This is a genomic window from Postechiella marina (genome assembly GCF_039538365.1).
Taxonomy (GTDB): domain Bacteria; phylum Bacteroidota; class Bacteroidia; order Flavobacteriales; family Flavobacteriaceae; genus Postechiella; species Postechiella marina.
On record NZ_BAABCA010000002.1, the window covers coordinates 301,622 to 319,094 of the forward strand.

15 protein-coding genes are annotated in these 17,473 nt (G+C 31.1%); 4 read left to right on the forward strand and 11 right to left on the reverse strand.

What is annotated here, in order from left to right:
* Positions 1-11 precede the first annotated feature (11 nt).
* The 3 genes from ABD715_RS05135 to ABD715_RS05145 all read right to left on the reverse strand — a co-directional run bounded on the left by ABD715_RS05135 (position 12) and on the right by ABD715_RS05145 (position 2,205).
* Positions 12-512: a GbsR/MarR family transcriptional regulator gene (locus ABD715_RS05135; protein WP_344787037.1), complete on the reverse strand. Its 501-nt coding sequence runs from the start codon at positions 510-512 to the stop codon at positions 12-14.
* Between the two features lie 174 nt (positions 513-686).
* Entirely contained in the window at positions 687-1,706 is a 1,020-nt protein-coding gene (gene pheS / locus ABD715_RS05140; RefSeq protein ID WP_344787038.1) for a phenylalanine--tRNA ligase subunit alpha, read from the reverse strand.
* A 142-nt stretch (positions 1,707-1,848) separates the two neighbouring features.
* Positions 1,849-2,205 (reverse strand): hypothetical protein, encoded by a 357-nt coding sequence (locus tag ABD715_RS05145; RefSeq protein WP_344787039.1) that lies wholly within the window; start codon positions 2,203-2,205, stop codon positions 1,849-1,851.
* 121 nt (positions 2,206-2,326) lie between these two features.
* Here ABD715_RS05145 and ABD715_RS05150 point away from each other — a divergent pair, with 121 nt between their 5' ends.
* Complete coding sequence (locus tag ABD715_RS05150; protein WP_344787040.1) at positions 2,327-2,845, forward strand: CvpA family protein; 519 nt, start codon at positions 2,327-2,329, stop codon at positions 2,843-2,845.
* A 52-nt stretch (positions 2,846-2,897) separates the two neighbouring features.
* On the opposite strand, the gene ABD715_RS05155 is transcribed toward ABD715_RS05150, so the two are convergent.
* The 5 genes from ABD715_RS05155 to ABD715_RS05175 form a co-directional block, all read right to left on the reverse strand.
* Positions 2,898-3,659, reverse strand: coding sequence for an HpcH/HpaI aldolase family protein (locus ABD715_RS05155; RefSeq protein ID WP_344787041.1), 762 nt, complete (start codon positions 3,657-3,659; stop codon positions 2,898-2,900).
* Between the two features lie 243 nt (positions 3,660-3,902).
* On the reverse strand, positions 3,903-4,745 hold the full coding sequence (locus ABD715_RS05160; protein ID WP_344787042.1) for an alpha/beta hydrolase family protein: 843 nt from the start codon (positions 4,743-4,745) through the stop codon (positions 3,903-3,905).
* 1 nt (position 4,746) lies between these two features.
* Positions 4,747-7,500, reverse strand: a complete 2,754-nt coding sequence (locus ABD715_RS05165) for a PD-(D/E)XK nuclease family protein (RefSeq protein ID WP_344787044.1) — start codon at positions 7,498-7,500, stop codon at positions 4,747-4,749.
* Positions 7,501-7,696: 196 nt separating this feature from the next.
* On the reverse strand, positions 7,697-9,091 hold the full coding sequence (locus ABD715_RS05170) for an OmpA family protein (protein WP_344787045.1): 1,395 nt from the start codon (positions 9,089-9,091) through the stop codon (positions 7,697-7,699).
* Positions 9,092-9,325: 234 nt separating this feature from the next.
* On the reverse strand, positions 9,326-12,457 hold the full coding sequence (locus ABD715_RS05175; protein ID WP_344787046.1) for a UvrD-helicase domain-containing protein: 3,132 nt from the start codon (positions 12,455-12,457) through the stop codon (positions 9,326-9,328).
* A gap of 248 nt (positions 12,458-12,705) precedes the next feature.
* Here ABD715_RS05175 and ABD715_RS05180 point away from each other — a divergent pair, with 248 nt between their 5' ends.
* Complete coding sequence (locus ABD715_RS05180; protein WP_344787047.1) at positions 12,706-13,314, forward strand: superoxide dismutase; 609 nt, start codon at positions 12,706-12,708, stop codon at positions 13,312-13,314.
* Between the two features lie 77 nt (positions 13,315-13,391).
* Here ABD715_RS05180 and ABD715_RS05185 read toward each other — a convergent pair whose 3' ends face one another.
* Positions 13,392-13,748 (reverse strand): arsenate reductase family protein, encoded by a 357-nt coding sequence (locus ABD715_RS05185; protein WP_344787048.1) that lies wholly within the window; start codon positions 13,746-13,748, stop codon positions 13,392-13,394.
* A gap of 67 nt (positions 13,749-13,815) precedes the next feature.
* On the opposite strand from ABD715_RS05185, the gene ABD715_RS05190 reads away from it, so the two are divergent.
* Positions 13,816-14,280, forward strand: coding sequence for a DinB family protein (locus tag ABD715_RS05190; protein ID WP_344787049.1), 465 nt, complete (start codon positions 13,816-13,818; stop codon positions 14,278-14,280).
* Here ABD715_RS05190 and ABD715_RS05195 read toward each other — a convergent pair.
* Both ABD715_RS05195 and ABD715_RS05200 read right to left on the reverse strand, forming a co-directional pair.
* Entirely contained in the window at positions 14,257-14,976 is a 720-nt protein-coding gene (locus ABD715_RS05195; RefSeq protein ID WP_344787050.1) for a DUF3298 and DUF4163 domain-containing protein, read from the reverse strand. The genes ABD715_RS05190 and ABD715_RS05195 overlap by 24 nt on opposite strands.
* A gap of 63 nt (positions 14,977-15,039) precedes the next feature.
* Positions 15,040-15,843 carry a THC0290_0291 family protein gene (locus tag ABD715_RS05200; RefSeq protein WP_344787051.1) on the reverse strand — a complete coding sequence of 268 codons (804 nt, stop codon included), beginning with the start codon at positions 15,841-15,843 and terminating at the stop codon, positions 15,040-15,042.
* A 203-nt stretch (positions 15,844-16,046) separates the two neighbouring features.
* Between ABD715_RS05200 and gdhA the strand changes: the two genes are divergently transcribed.
* On the forward strand, positions 16,047-17,390 hold the full coding sequence (gene gdhA / locus ABD715_RS05205) for an NADP-specific glutamate dehydrogenase (RefSeq protein ID WP_344787052.1): 1,344 nt from the start codon (positions 16,047-16,049) through the stop codon (positions 17,388-17,390).
* Positions 17,391-17,473 lie beyond the last annotated feature (83 nt).

Sequence of the window (17,473 nt, forward strand, 5' to 3'; positions counted from 1 at the left end):
TTTATTGGTTTTTAGATCTCGAATGTTTTATCCGTTAATTTGTTTCTTAATTCTTTAATAGAAGCCGAAGCTTCATCTATAAATTTTAAATAATCGTTATGAAAGTTCAAATCAAATTTCTCTTCTGTTTTCTCTATTTTCTGGTTATTAATACTGTTTTTATATGCTTTTATTTCTAAATGTAGTTCTCGTACTTCTTGCCACTCGTTAATTAAATTATCTATATGATGAATAATAGAATCTTTATTTATTATAAAATATTTTTTTCTATCTCCAGTCTTCGTGAAATATTCTAATTTGTTTAACCCTTGTAAATGGTTTATATGTGTTGAAATGGTACTTTTACTTGCACATAAAAGTTTAACCAACTCTTCAAAAGTGGTTCCTTTTTTACCTGTAAGAATTACATATGCCATTATGCGTGCTGCAACTGGCGCTAATTGCTCTCTATTTTCTAAATGCACTCCTAGTTTTTCGACTAATCGCATTTTATGTTCACAAATATTTTCCATGCTCTATAATTTTAACATCAATTTTACCGCACCACATTATACTTTGCAATAAAATTCTCTGCAAATATACTTTAAGGTTCGGAACAAACCGAACTAAACGAAGTTAAATTGTTGTTAAATAAAAAACCCTACTATTAACAGTAGGGTTTAAAATATATCTATTTGGTTTTAAATTTATAAAGCCGATTTAAATTGCTCTAAGAAACGTACATCGTTTTCACTTAATAAACGAATATCGCTAATTTGGTGTAATAACATAGCTATACGATCTATACCTACACCAAATGCAAATCCAGAATATTCTTCTGCATCAATACCGCAATTGGTTAATACGTTAGGATCTACCATACCACAACCACCTATTTCTAACCAACCTGTTCCTTTGGTTATTTTATAATCGGTTTCTGTTTCTAGTCCCCAATACACATCTATTTCTGCACTTGGTTCTGTAAACGGAAAGTAAGAAGGGCGTAAACGTATTTTAGATTTGCCAAACATTTCGGTTGTAAAATGTTGTAGTGTTTGCTTAAGGTCTGCAAAACTAACGTCTTTATCTATATATAAACCTTCTACTTGATGAAAAAAACAGTGAGAACGTGCCGAGATTGCTTCGTTTCTATAAACTCTACCTGGAGAAATGGTACGAATTGGCGGTTTATTATTTTCCATGTAACGTACTTGTACAGAACTGGTGTGTGTACGTAATAAAATATCTGGATTGGTTTGTATAAAGAATGTATCCTGCATATCGCGGGCTGGATGATACTCTGGTAAGTTTAATGCTGTAAAGTTATGCCAATCGTCTTCTATCTCTGGCCCCTCGCTTACATTAAAACCAATTCGAGAAAAGATATCTGTAATTTGATTTTTTACGATAGATATAGGGTGACGCGCTCCAATTTGTATAGGCGCTCCTGGTCTAGATAAATCGCCATAAATACCCTTTTCTTCTTCGTTACCTTCTAACTCTGCCTTTAAAGCATTTACTTTATCTTCTGCTGTTTTCTTTAAGGCATTAATAACTTGGCCAAATTCTTTTTTTTGATCGTTTGCAACGTTTTTAAACTCTGCAAAATATTGTTTTACAACACCTTTTTGTCCTAAAAGCTTTATTCTAAAGGCTTCTACTTCTTCTTTAGTTTGTGCTTTAAATCCTTCTGCTTCTTCTATAAGTTCTTTTATCTTATCTATCATGACATTCTTAAAATGATGGCAAATTTACTGTTTTTTACGCAAATTGCGTTAGGGATTGTAGTGGAAATCCTTTTGCTTTTTTGCAAAAGATTGCAACGTAAAGCCCGACTTTTTGTTTTTCTCAAAAAGTAACGCCCTAATATTAATTAATATACTCGGTTTCTACAAAATAGTTTACAATGGCTTCCTTCATTAAAATACTTTGTTCTCCTGCTTTTAAATTGGGCAATTCTGCTAGTGTTTTATAATGTGGCCAACCGTCGTTATCTACAAAATCGAGCTCGTAATACCCATACGGTGTTAATAATTTACATATGGCAATATGCATAAGATCTAGTTTTTGATCTTTTTTAAACGTTCGGTCTAGTTGCCCTAATTCTTGAACGCCAATTAGATATATTATAGCATCAAGATCTAGAGTGTCTCCGTCTGCAAACTGATTGGATAACTTGGTTACCACAGCGCTCCATCTTTCTTTTAATTGTTCGTCTCTTGCCATTTAAATTTATGTCTTTTATTTAAAAAGTCAAAGTTAATGAACCTTGTTGTTATTTTTAGTTGCTTGTTGGCTAAATACACATTATTTCTTTTATTTTATATTTGTGAAAATTCTGTTTACTATGAGTGTTATTGATATGGTTTTGGCTGCTGCAATTTTATTTGGACTTGTTCGCGGTTTTATGAAAGGTCTTTTTGTGGAGGTAGCCTCTTTAGTTGCTTTAATTGCTGGAGTTTATGGCGCAATACATTTTAGTAATTTTGCTTCGGATTTTCTTGAAACTAAGGTAGACTGGAACGAAAAAACAATTAACGTTGTAGCTTTTGCTATTACTTTTGTTATTATAATTTTAGCTATTGCGTTGGCTGGAAAAGCCTTAACTAAACTAGCAGATTTTGCTGCGCTAGGCGTAATAAACAAAATACTTGGTGCTGCTTTTGGTGCTTTAAAAATTGGTTTAATTTTAAGCGTTCTATTAATTGTTTTTGATAGATTTAATAGTACAATTGCTTTTGCAGATGAAGAAACACTTGATGAGTCTGTGCTTTATACTCCGGTTAAGGCTTTAGTGCCTATGTTATTTCCTGATATTTTAAGGCCTAAAGAAAAAGAGGAAGAACCTACTGCTGAGACAGTATAAAAACAAATATTGTGAAACCAAATAATTTTGGTTTCACAATATTTGTTTTTTATTATTTTTTTAATTGGCTAGTTATGCTTTTAAAGGTATTCATTACCAAACCTACATCTACTGCATAAGATATGTATTGCACGCCTATATCTCGCCATTTTTTTGCGTTGTCTACAGACTCTGTAAATGTGCCTACTGCTTTACCGTGCTTTCTTGCTAATGCTACAGCATCTTTCATGCTACTAACCACTTTTTCGTGATGCACTTGGCCTGGCACACCGCAAGATTGCGATAAATCGTAAGGTCCTAGAAAAATAACATCTATACCTTCTACAGATAAAATTTCTTCTAGATTTTCTATACCTTCCAATCCTTCTATATGAATAATTGACATGACATCGTTATTCGCTTTTCCAAAATGATCTGCTGGCTCTATATTAGTATATTCTGCTGCGCGAACATAACGACACATACCACGCTCGCCTACAGGAAAAAATTTTGTTGCTTTTACTACACTTTCGGCATCGGTTTTGGTACAAATTTGCGGTACTTGTATACATTTTACACCAATATCTAAAAGTCTTAAAATTAAAGTTTCATTATTTTCGGTTACTCTTACTACTGGAGTAATGCCTCTGGCCTCGGCAGCTCTAACCATGTTTTGCGTAGACTCTATACTAAAAGGACCATGCTCCATATCTATAATTACAAAATCGAAGTTACTTAAAGCTGCAATTTCTACTATGGTTGGGTCTTGAATTTTACAAAAAGGACCATAAACACTGTTTCCTTGTTGTAGACTTTCCTTTAATTTATTTTTCATTTGTTATTGTTTTCAAAAGAGATTCAAAAATATTTTATATAATCTAAAAAGCAAATATTTATAAAATGACTATTAAGTTATGATGCATATGGACTAAAGTATGGCACGTATTTCCTTTTTTAATCTTTTACATTATAAAAACAATAGGTTAAAATTACATTTTATAAGGTATAAAAGTATGTGTTTGGTTAATCTTGATAGTCTTAAAACTTATCTAAAGCTATCCATATTTTATCCTATATTCTAATTTTTTAAAAAATGAATTGCATGATCTATAACTTGTTGCAGATGATTTGGGATTTCTTGTTCTGTCCAAGGGTGAGACACTCCAAAAACATGGTTTGCATCTTTAATTACAACCAAATGACTATTTGCATTCCATTGATGCAGTAAATTAGCTTCTTTAATAATAACACTTGTATCTGCATCGCCATGAATTATTAAATGTGGTATACTTAAAGACTTAACCGCTCTACTTATAGTTAATCGTTCTTCGTTTAAAACAAAATCTGTATAAAACTGAAAGTAATGAGGCATTTGCTGTTTTGTACGTCCGTTTTGCACGAAATACACATTGGTTTCTTTCCATTTCTTTAAAGCTTCACCTTTAGGAAATCGCGATGCGTAATTGCTAACTCCTGCTAAACTAACTACCTTTTTAATTCTGGAGTCTTCGCTAGCTTTTATAGATACTATACCGCCACCTCTACTATGACCTATTAAAGTTATATTATTTAAATCTGCTTCATCTTTAAACTCTGGATTACTGCAAATCCAATTTATAACAGATTCTAAATCGCTTAACTCTTTAGTGTAATTATTATTTCCAAAGGCTTCTAAATCTGGAAAATCTATAGGGTTTTCTATAGTACCGCCATTATGAGAAAAATTAAACTTAACAAAAAAGAAATTTTGCTTAGCAAATGCATTTGCTACCATGTTCCAAGCTCCCCAATCTTTAAAACCCTTATAACCATGACAAAATATAACAACGGGTTTGGGTTTACTATTTTGCTTATAATTCAAATCTATAAGTATAGGTTTATCGTTTTCGCTACTAATAACACTATTTTTTCTTGCCTCCATTTTAAACTTCTTTTTCGGTAAAATCTATATTTATATTACAAATTTCTATAATTAGTTTTTTTAATTCTACTTTAAAACTATCTATAGTCTCCTTGGTTATGGCAGTGTCTTTTAATCGAGTTCCAGGCTTATCTTTTTTTGCGAATTTTAAAAATCCATTGCTTAAATTTTTAAATGAAATAATACCTGCTTCAACCGGGAAATTTAAATTTTTAGAAGCATCCATCATATAAGCATAAGTTAGTATCTGGAAGGGTTTACTAAATTTTTTATAATCGGTATTAATAGCTTCCCACTCTACAAGTTCTACATTAGCTTGATCTACCTTGCCGGTTTTATAATCTATAATTCTTGTAACCCCATTATACTCGTCTACCCTATCAACCATTCCTGTTATATAAACGGGAAAATCAATTTCTGGAATATCTATTAAAACTTTATTATTAGCTTCTATAGCTATAATTTTAATGGCATTACCTTTTTTTAAATCTTCAATTTCTAAATCTAAAAAATTAGACACATAACGCTTAGCTATTTCAAAAATAAGTAAGTTTTTGCCCTTTGTAATATCTCCTTCTTTATAAATATCTTTAAAATGGTGCGTAATTGTTTTTTGTATATCTGTTTTTAGTTTTTTTACGATATCTACCGAAAGATATGTTCCCACTAAAGGTTTATAAAAATCTTCTAAGGTATTATGTACAACTGTTCCTAATGTATTTGCTGCTACCGTTTCTTCTACCTCATCATATTCTCTAATTTTTAATATTTTTTGATAATAAAAATCTAACGGATTTCTTATATAATTTGTTAAAGACGATGGCGAAAAACCTTTTTCTGCAATCTCTTTTAAACGTTTTATAACATCATCATCCTTTTTAATTACATTTAATTCTTTATTAATTATAGGCACATGAGGTGTTACTATTTTGTGGTTTATATTATGTATACCCTCTAATTCTAACTGTGTAATAAATCTACTTTTTTCTCCTCCTGTTAAAATATCTGCTTCGGTATTATAAAGAATATATACATTTTTAGCACGTTGTAACAATCTGTAAAAGTGATAGGTGTATACTGCATCTTTTTCTTTATAAGTTGGTAGTTTGTTTTCTATTTTTACATCGAAAGGAATAAACGAGTTGTTACTTTTTCCAGATGGTAAAACACCCTCGTTAACAGAGGATATAATAATGGTTTCAAAATCTAAAACACGCGACTCTAGCATACCCATTATTTGTAAACCTTGAAGAGGCTCGCCCTGAAAGTCTAACGTCTCAGAGCTTAGTAATTCTTTATAAATACTATGTAATGCCGAAACATCTTTTATGTGTTTATATTCTAAATTTAACCGCGAAAGCTCGTTAAAGAGCTCATTAAAACGAAACAAATACTCTAAAGACAATAAATTTGATTCTTTATCTGTATCTAAATAAGTTTTAATGGTTAGTATTAAAGACGAACATTTTTTTAAAACAACATCGATACTTGTTATCCAACCAGAAAACAATAATTCTATTAGGTTTTTATTTTTACCTGCAAGTTCTTTTAACCTATGGTTGGTTAAATAAATAAGATTATTATCGTTTATGGTTTCTATTATTTTTGAAGCATAATCTGTTGTTTCTATTTGAAACAAAGGCCTAATAAACTGATGCGATAAAATATTTATAACATCTTTATAATAAAATGTATTAGATGCCGACTTATGTATACTAAACAATTGCTCGAATAAAGACGCTAAAGGAATAGATTTTAAAGGGAAACCCATAGTAATATTTAACGCATTAATATTGGATGGTATAGAGTTTAAAACTGGAATAAGTAAATTTTCGTCGCCTAGAATAACAGCTGTTTTATGCAGCGTTTTTTGTTCTTTTTTTATAGTATTTAAAAGTGTACCAATGTATTTTGCTTGGCCTATATTTTTAGGTATACCAAATACCGAAACATTTTTTTCTGCGGAGTAGTTTGTTGTTACCCAATTAAAAGGCTGCTTTTTAAAGTATTCCCACTTTAATTTATGTTGTCGTGTAAATAAAGCTGCATCGTGTTTGGGGTTGTTTAAAAACACATCGTCTATGTCCCAGTATACTTTTGCTAAATTATTTTTTAGTAAGGTTTGAATAATGGTTTCTTCGGATGTGTTTAAAGCATTAAAACCCAAGAAAACATGTTGTGTATCATTTGCTTTAATATAAGCCTCTAAATTCACTACAGCCTCTCTATACATAAGGCCTTGGTAGCCTATTTGTTTACTTAACAAGTGTTTTGTAAAATGCGTATAATGTGCATACAGTTTATTCCAAAAAGCTAAATAGTTTTTTATAAAATCGGTTTGATTTTTTTCTACAGACCAATGTTCTAAATCTTGAATAGCGCTTAAATAATCAAATATTTTTTTCTGCGGAATTAAATAGCGATCTATTTCGTTAAAGTCTTGAAGTAAAATTTGTGCCCATTTCGAAAACGCCTCAAAAGAATCTATTTCGGTCTTATTTGCCAACTCGCAATAGGTTTCGTAAAACTCGAAAAGCAATTCTGTATTAGTTACTTTTTTAAGTTTAGATAGGTCTTCTACAAACTCTTCTATGCTTATAATTATAGGCGAAAACATAGTTTGCTCTGCAACTTGAGCTAGTTGGCTTTTTAAAAAAACACCCGCTCTTTTACTAGGCAATACAAAAGTTAAATTTGACAGATTTGCTCCAGTATTTTTTAAATCTTTTAAAACATCAAATATAAAAGTTGTCATACCTAGAAAATTATTTTTTTATTATTGAGATTAAAAATACACATATTACATTTTTAATCATCCTATAAATAAAAAAGAAACTTATAAAAGTTTCTTTTTTTTGCTATGTACTATATTTTAAAACAAAAAACGCTTCGGGGATATCCGAAGCGTTTTTCTATAAGATTTATAAACTAGTTGTTTATATAAACTTTAATTATTTTACTAAGTTGATTTCAACTCTTCTGTTGTTTGCTCTACCAGCTCTTGTTCTATTAGAATCGATTGGTTTAGCTTCACCAAAACCAACTGCAGATAATCTAGAAGTAGAAATACCGTGAGATACTAAGAAGTCTTTTACAGAGTTAGCTCTAGACTCAGATAATTTTTGGTTAGTTTTATCAGAACCAGTACTATCAGTATGACCTTCTACAGTAAATGTTGCAGTTTTGTATTCTTTTAAGATACCAACGATATCGTTTAATACAGCTTCAGACTGAGATTTGATAGAAGATCTTCCTGTATCAAATAAGATAGTTTTAGCGTACTCGTTAAGAGTTGCTTGAACAGCAGCAGTAACTTCAGGACAACCATTGTTAGCAACAGTTCCTTTTACTTTAGGACATTTATCGTCTTTATCTAAAACACCATCGTTATCAGCATCAGCCCATGGACATCCTTTGTTAGCTGCAGGACCTGCAACATTAGGACATTTATCATCAGCATCAGTTACACCGTCACCGTCAGCATCTGGACAACCAGCTAAAGCTTTTAAACCAGCAACAGAAGGACAGTTATCATCTTTATCAGCAACACCGTCACCGTCAGAATCAGGACATCCGTTAAATTCAGCTGTACCAGCTTCGTTTGGACAAGAATCTTTGCTATCTTCTATTCCGTCTCCATCAGTATCAGGACATCCGTTAAAAGCTTCTAAACCAGCAACATCTGGACAAGCATCATCTTTGTCATATATACCATCTCCGTCAGTATCAGTTCCACCAAATTTGATAGAAAGACCAACAGCATGTTGGAAGTGTGTATCTAAGTAATCTTCAAACGCATGTTTGTAAGATGTTTGAACAGTTAAACCAATGTTTTCGTTAAACCATAAGTTAAAACCTAAAGTTCCGTTTAAAGTTCCAGCTCCAATTTCATCAATCCAAGTGTAACCACCACCTAATCCTACGAAAGGATCTATAGTTGTTCCTTCTAAGAAGTTATATTTAATTGTAGCATCAAGTCCATAGTAAGATAAATCATCAACGTCGTTAGTTACATCTGGATTTACACTTTTATCTCCCCAGTTTTCAATTTTATTTAAAGAACCTGTAATTCCAAAAGAGAAACCTTCGTTTAAATATTTAGAAACAGAAATAGTAGATAAAGATGGTAAGATGTTCCAGTGATCGCTTACGTTAGCGAATTCGTCTCCGAAAGAGTCACTTGCGAAACCACCACCTGTAAAAAGGCTACCGTCTCCTGAAGGATAAGCATCTACTGCGTTTACACCAATGGTAATTTGCCATGGATTGTTTTTGTCTTGGGCATTAGCGCTGCTATAACCTAGTACAAGCAACATAGCTAACATTAATCGGCTAAGATTTTTCATATTCAAAAATTTAATTTTTAAGTGTTAATTGTCAACAAAAGTAAGTTGTTAAATTTTATTAACAAAGACAAATATATAAAAAAAATGGTGATACCATTTATTAACGCTTAGTTCAGAACGATTTTTGATAAAATACCATGTGTAAAAAAAATCGTAACACTCTATAAGCCCTTAAAATATCGCTAGGCACAGAGATTCTTGTTTTTATTAAGCATTTTGTATGTTTTTATTAAATTAAAATGCTTTAACCACTATGGCATCATTTATATATATAAGAATCTTTTTAGAAACGTTAATTTTCATCGTTTCTAAAGCATCTTGGTACAACTGTAACTGCTGTTTATGTTGTATATCTTCTTGTCCAGTTTTATAATCTATTATAACTGCCTCGTCGTTTTTTATAACAACCCTGTCTGGTCTTAATATAACACCATCTTTATTTATAATATCTCTTTCGTTATAAATAATTAAATCTGCATTAAAATAAGGCACTAACGCTTCGTGGTTTACAATAGCATTAACTTTTTCTTTTAAAAGAACGCTTTGATCTTTATTAATAATCCCGGTATTACTATAGTTTGCAATTACAGCCTCTATATCGTCTTTGCTTTTTATACCAGACATTATATTATGTATAAGGTTTCCTTTTTCTATGGCTTCCTCTTGGTTTGTATCCCATAGATAACCCGAACTTGTTACAATCTTTATATTATGCTTTTCTTTCTCGGTAGATATAAACTCGTCTTGCTCTATGGTATTATTTTTTTTAGACGATTTTAACACCTCTCTTTCTATATTACCAAACTTATAAACATACTGTGCATCGTCCCAAACATTTAAATGTTTAAGATAGTTAATAAATAAACCAGAATATCTTTTTTGGTTTACTTCGCCTTTGGCCGATATGTCTTTCTTACTTATAACATATAACTGCTCTACTGGTCGTGTTAAGGTTACATAAAGTAAATTAATATTATCTAACTCTAATTCTGCTTGATGCTCGTTATATATCAAGCGTCCTGTTTCTCCATAGTTTTCAAAATCTTTATTATAATTTAATAAAGTACACGAAAAATTATTAAAATGCTCTTTGTTTAAAGGAAACCATGCTTTAGGTTCGCGTTCTGCATAAATATCTAAATCGGCATATGGAAAAATAACAACAGGAAATTCGAGCCCTTTACTTTTATGAATAGTCATAATTTGTACCGCATTCTGCCCCTTTGGTGTTACAATACTTAAATTTTCTTTTTTCTTTTCAAAATAAGCTAGAAAACCAGAAAGATCTGATCCTTTTTTATGTGTAAAATCTAAAACAATATCTAAATAAAACTGAACGTATGCATTAGATTTTTCTACTAAATTAAAAGCCCTTACAATGGTTTCTACCAAATCGTAAAGTGCCAGTTGTAAAAGCTTACTAGCATCTACATATATATTAAAAGCCTCGAAACTTTTAAATAATTCTAGTATAGATAAATTAATATGCTTGGCAAAAAACTGATGTTTATCTTCTATATTAAAAACCTGTGCTAAGTAATTTAAAACAGTAACCTTTACCTCGTTATTTTTAGGATGTAATAATAAAGTAAGTAGATTATTTACAAAAATAACTTCTGGCGCATTATTAATTAGTAAAGTTTCAGAAGACACTATATTAATACCTTGCTTACTTAAAAAATCGGCAATAGCAACACCTTCTTTTTTCTTTCTAACTAAAATACAAATATCCTCAAGTGTGTAATTATTTTCTAAACAAGTATTAATTGTGTTTAGAACCTCGGCAGAAAAAAGCGCGTCTCTATCATCATCTTTAGAAATATCTAGAAAAGACAACTCGACATAACCATTTTCTTTTTTAGAGATATTTTGATGTGCCTTATCGTAAAGTGTTTCGTAATTTTTATTACTAAAAACATGTTGAGATAAAAACTTAAAAAAACCATTATTAAAACCTACAACCTCTTTAAAGCTACGGTAATTAGCCTCTAAGTGCTCTATATTTTGAGAAACAGGAAAGGGTTCGTTTTTTTTATTAAACAAATCTATAAATTGCTCTGCTTTACCACCTCGCCAACGGTAAATAGCTTGTTTAGCATCGCCAACCAACATAGCGCTACCTGTTTCTGTAGATAGTGAGTTATCTAACAACGGAATTAAATTTTGCCATTGTAAAACCGAGGTATCCTGAAACTCGTCTATAAAATAATGTCTAAATTTTTCGCCCAAACGCTCGTAAATAAAAGGCGTTGGTTGGTTTTTAAGCTCGTTACTTATAATGGTATTAAACTCAGAAATAAGCATTTTATTTTGATCTTCTTTAAGCGCAATTAACTCTTTATTAATTACATTTAAAACAGACAGTGGTGTTATATTTTTATAAAAAGCTTTTAAAAATTTATAATTAAAAATATATGCTTTTGTGGTATTAAAAGCTAAAGCCAATTGTGGTTGTATTTGCTCTATGGTTAATGCTACATCTTTACTTACACGTTTTGGGTACAACGTTTTTGTTTCTATATCTTGTTGCCATTTGGCATCAAAATTTAAATCAAACTTTTTATCGCTTATATTTTTAAAATGTTTAGGCAAATAACTACTAGAAAAATCTTTAAATTCTAAACCAGATTCACTTATTAAAGACAATACGGTGTTTGCAGTTTCAATTATATTCAATTCTAAGTCGGCCACCTCTGTTTTTAACTGCGTTTTAAGCACCTTAAAATCGTCTAAAGATTTTTCTTTTAAAGCGCTTATAAAAGGTATATCGTTTTCGTTTACCAATAATTTGGCAATCTTATTAAAGTCAAAAGACACATCCCAACTTTTATCGTCGTCTGCTTTTTCAATAGCAAAATCCACCAAAATTTTGGTTAGCTCTTTACTTGTTCCTGCTTTTGCTATTAAACTATCTACAGCTTCATTAAGCAAAGCATCTTGATCTAATTCTACTTCAAAATTTAAAGGTAGTTTTAAATCGTGGGCAAAAGTTCTAATTAATCTATGCGTAAATCCGTCAATGGTAGAAATATCAAAAGCAGCATAATTATGTATTATGGTTTCTAATAAATTTTTAGACTTATTATGCAGTGTAAATGCTTCTATACTTAAATCTGTACAAATAGCCTCAAACATGGTATGTGGCTCTTTTAAAACCGTAGGATCTGCAAATATTTTTAGCATATCTATAATACGCTCCTTCATCTCTGCCACCGCTTTGTTTGTAAACGTTAAAGCTAAAACACGTTTAAACTGATCTTGACTTTTAGATCTAAATAAAATCTTTAAATACTCTTTTACTAAAGTGAATGTTTTACCACTTCCTGCAGAAGCATTATATATTGTAAAAGCATGTTTTTGAGACATAATTAAAATTTAATTACAATATAAAAACTCTAGTTGATTTTAATGGTTTAAAAAAATTGTTTTTCTGTATTGGCACAAAAATTTTAATACATTCTATAATTGGTTAATATTAGAATTTATAACATAACGTTAAAATGTTATTAATTTTCTTTTTAAACTGATTTGATAGTAACTAATTATTTTTAATTGAATGGTTTTATACGTAAATTTGAATAAATTTATATATTAATATTTTAAAATAAGAAATTATGGCTTTTGAATTACCAGAATTAGGTTACGCATATGACGCTTTAGAACCACATATGGATGCTAGAACTATGGAAATACACCATACAAAGCACCACCAAGGATATACTAACAACTTAAACAACGCTATTGCTGGAACAGATTTAGAAGGAAAATCTATTGAAGATATTCTTACTAACTTAGACATGAACAATGGTGCTGTACGTAACAATGGAGGTGGGTTTTACAACCACTCTTTGTTCTGGTCTGTAATGAATCCAAATGATAAAGGTTACTTATCTGGAGATTTAAAAGATGCTATTGAGTCTACCTTTGGATCTAAAGACGAATTTATCGCTGCTTTTAGTAAAGCTGCTGCTACTCGTTTTGGTTCTGGATGGGCATGGTTATGTGTACATGAAGGCGGAAAATTAGAAATTTGCTCTACTCCAAACCAAGATAACCCATTAATGCCAGGCGTTGGTTGTGGCGGAACTCCAATTTTAGGATTAGATGTTTGGGAACACGCATACTACTTAAATTACCAAAACAGACGTCCAGATTATATTAGTGCATTTTTTAATGTAGTAAACTGGAATGAAGCTGAAAAACGTTACGCTGAAGCTAAATAATTACGCTTTACGTTTATACTAAAAAAGCTGTTTCGTTAAAACGAAACAGCTTTTTTGTTTATATCACTTTAATAAATTTAAAGCTTTGCTAATTTGGCTTTTACAGCTTCTACATTTTTTTTAGAATTACCAATAAAAATGTCGTTATCTATTATAAATACAGGTCTGCTTAAAAAAGTATAATGCTCTAAAATGTATTGCTTATAATCGCGCTCTGACAAATCTTGATTTTTTAAATCCATTTCTTTGTAAAGTTTTGCGCGTTTGCTAAACAAAGCCTCGTAACTACCAGAAAGCGCTTCCATCTCTTCTATTTGTTTTACTGTTACCTCTTCTTGCTTAATATCTTGTAAAACAAAATCTGAAGACAGGTTTAATTCTTTTAAAATTCTAGTGCAAGTACTGCATGTTTTTAAATAATATACTTTTCTCATTATATTTTTTTATTAAACGTAAAAGTAATTAAATGATTAAAAAGTATTTTTATAAAAAAATAATAAAATGGATTTTATATTTGAAGTATTACCAAATACTAGAGCTGCGCTAAAAAAAATTATTGAAAGCTATACACTAGAAGATTTAAACAAAATTCCAGAAGGATTTAACAACAATATTATCTGGAATATTGGGCACATTGTAGTTACAGAGCAATTGCTAATTTATAAGTTATCGGGTTTACAACCCATGGTAAGCGACGATATTATTAATAAGTATAGAAAAGACTCTAAGCCAAATGGAAATGCATCGCAAACAGAAGTAAACGAGATTAAAGACTTATTGTTCGCTACAATAGAAAAAACAAAAAACGATTATGCTAATAATGCTTTTAAAGGGTATAAAGAGTATACTGTTTCTACTACTGGCAATACATTAAAAAACGTGGATGAAGCCTTAAGTTTCGTATTATTTCACGAAGGTATACACATGGGTTATATTTTAGCTTTAAAGCGAGCTATTAAAAACTAAATAAGACGCTACTTCATCAAACGGAATCATAAATTCTATAATTCCCGATGCATAAGGTGCAATCTCGAAGGTGTTGTATAGTAATACAATACCTTCGTCGTTAAAACCTATGTTTTCTGGCAATTTAAAACTATCAGAAACATCCAATAACGCTTTATCTTTTACAGCGTTATCAAAATAAGTTTTCGCTATTTTTTTAAAACCTTCTGCATCATTAAAAAGTTTTGTATTTTCTACATGCTCTCCAGTTTCTGCATTAAAATTTAATAAAGAAATATGCATTGTACCATGAGCACCTCCTGTGTTTATATAACTTGTTAAGGATACAGATATTAGTTCTGCCGATTGGCTAAGAACCTCGCCATCTATTTGGGCTTTCCATAATTCTGGGCTATCAGGAAAATCTGTTTTAAAAGCCTTATACTCGTTAGTAAAGTTTAAAGCAGCAGATTCAATAGAGTTTATATCTTCATCTTGAAATTCGCCAATTTGGAGCGCTGCAATAGCACTGTGTTTAACAGTAGAGTTTATTTTAGTTACTATATCTGCATCGCCTGCGGCAACAGGTATGTTTACATGTACATTAACATTGGCTTCTGTATTAAAATCAGACTCTGTAAATGTTGTTTTAACATCTTTTTTACAAGCACTTACAACAAGAAACAGTGTAAATAGTAGGCATTTATATATTCGCATGCTATAAAAATTAACAAGGCAATAAACCAGTTTGAATTAAGGCAAAAATTAAGAGAACTCTGTTTAATCTAAGTAATAAATATAGCCTACATTAAGCCATAATAACCAATCGTTGTATTTGTTGTATTCTAACTGATGGTCTAATCCATCTACATAATCGCTAAAGTAATATTGCCATCTTAAATCTAACATTAAATCAGACAATTTGGTAAGCTTATAACGAAAACCAACACTACTAACTACAGACCATGTACTACCAGGGGAAGCATCAACCGATCCAGGATCCCAGGCCGAATAAAAGTTATCTGGATTTAACACATTCCCTATTTCGTCTGGATCTGGGTTTGCATAGGTAGTTGTTACCTTTGGAGAAAAAGAAGTATAATGCACTCCCAAACTTACAAAAGGCGCTATTCTATAACTAAAAGCCTGAAAAGAACGTATACTCAAAGGAAAAAATTCTATTTGAGTACCTATATCAAAGTTATTGGCTTCGCCTTTATGACCTCTTAATTGGTTTGCCTCTATTGTATTTCTACTTGGGTCTACCCATTTACCAAAATGCTCTAATTTTGTTTTATTAAACGAAATCTCGTTTCTTATTTTAAAGTGATCGTTAAAATAAGTATCTGTGGTGTAACAATTACAATCTGCTCTATAAGAAAAATTCAAGTAGTGCACTAAACCGATGCCATATCCCGAATTCCCAAAATTAGTTTCTGTATCATTTCTATTACCAAAATCAGACCTAAACTCTACTGGACCAGCAATAACACCAATCTCATGAGAAAAACCCAATTGACCATATGCCGTTTGACAAAATACAAGTAATAAAGAGATGTAGGCTAAACATTTATAGTTAAGCATAATAAGGTTTTATTTTACTGAGGCATTAATAAACAAATATATAAAAACAGAACTAACAAACAAACATTTATAAATTAACCAACTACCATGTTAAAAATAAAATTACGAATTTCTAAAAAAACAAGCATATTTTTTACAGATAACGTATCTTTACAGCATAAAATTACATAGTTCATAAAATAATAATTCAATTCTGTATATAAATGAAAAATAATATTGAAGAATTTTTAGATTTAGTTAAACAAAGAAATGGCCACGAGCCAGAATTTCTACAAGCAGTAGAAGAAGTTGCAGAAACTGTAATTCCATACATTGTAGAGCACGATATTTATTACGGTAAAAACATTTTACTTAGAATGGTTGAACCAGAACGCGTTGTAACCTTTAGGGTTTGCTGGGTAGACGATTCTGGAGAAATTCAAGTAAACAGAGGGTATAGAATTCAAATGAATTCGGCAATTGGCCCATACAAAGGCGGTCTTCGTTTTCACCCAACAGTTAATATGAGTATTTTAAAATTCTTAGCTTTCGAGCAAGTATTTAAAAACAGCTTAACAACTTTACCTATGGGTGGAGGAAAAGGTGGTAGTGATTTTGACCCTAAAGGAAAAAGCGACAACGAAATAATGCGTTTTTGCCATTCGTTTATGAGCGAATTATTTAGACACATTGGCCATAACACAGATATTCCTGCAGGAGATATTGGTGTTGGCGCAAGAGAAATAGGTTTCTTATTTGGTATGTACAAAAAAATAAGCAACGGTTTTACTGGTGTTTTAACTGGTAAAGGTATGTCTTGGGGTGGCTCTTTAATTAGACCAGAAGCTACAGGTTATGGTAATGTATACTTTGCTCAAAAAATGTTAGAAACCAAAGGAGACAGTTTCGAAAACAAAAAAGTTGTAATTTCTGGATCTGGAAACGTAGCACAATACGCTGCCGAAAAAGTAATTCAACTTGGTGGTAAAGTATTAACACTTTCAGATTCTTCTGGATACATCTACGATAAAGATGGTATAGACACAGACAAGCTTGCATTTGTTATGCAATTAAAAAACGAAAAAAGAGGTCGTATTAGCGAATACTTAGAAACATATCCTAATGCAGAATTTGTAAAAGGAAAAACGCCATGGGAAGTTAAATGTGATATTGCTTTACCTTGTGCAACACAAAACGAATTAAATAAAGCTGATGCCAAAGCACTTTTAAGCAACGGTTGTATTTGTGTTAGCGAAGGAGCTAATATGCCATCTACTAAAGAGGCTATTGCAGAGTTCCATAAGGCTAAAATATTGTTTGCTCCTGGAAAAGCATCAAACGCAGGAGGTGTTGCTACATCTGGTTTAGAAATGACTCAAAACTCGTTAAGATTTAACTGGACAAGAGACGAAGTTGATGAAAAATTAAAAGACATCATGTCTAACATTCACGACTCTTGTATTAAATTTGGTAAAGACGAAGACGGTTATATCGATTACGTTAAAGGCGCAAACATTGCTGGCTTTGTTAAAGTCGCAGATGCTATGCTTGCTCAAGGTGTTGTTTAATACATTTTAAAAAACATTACAAAAAGCTTCCTATATTCAGGAAGCTTTTTTTGTTTAAATATATTATTTTAAGCCAAAACTCG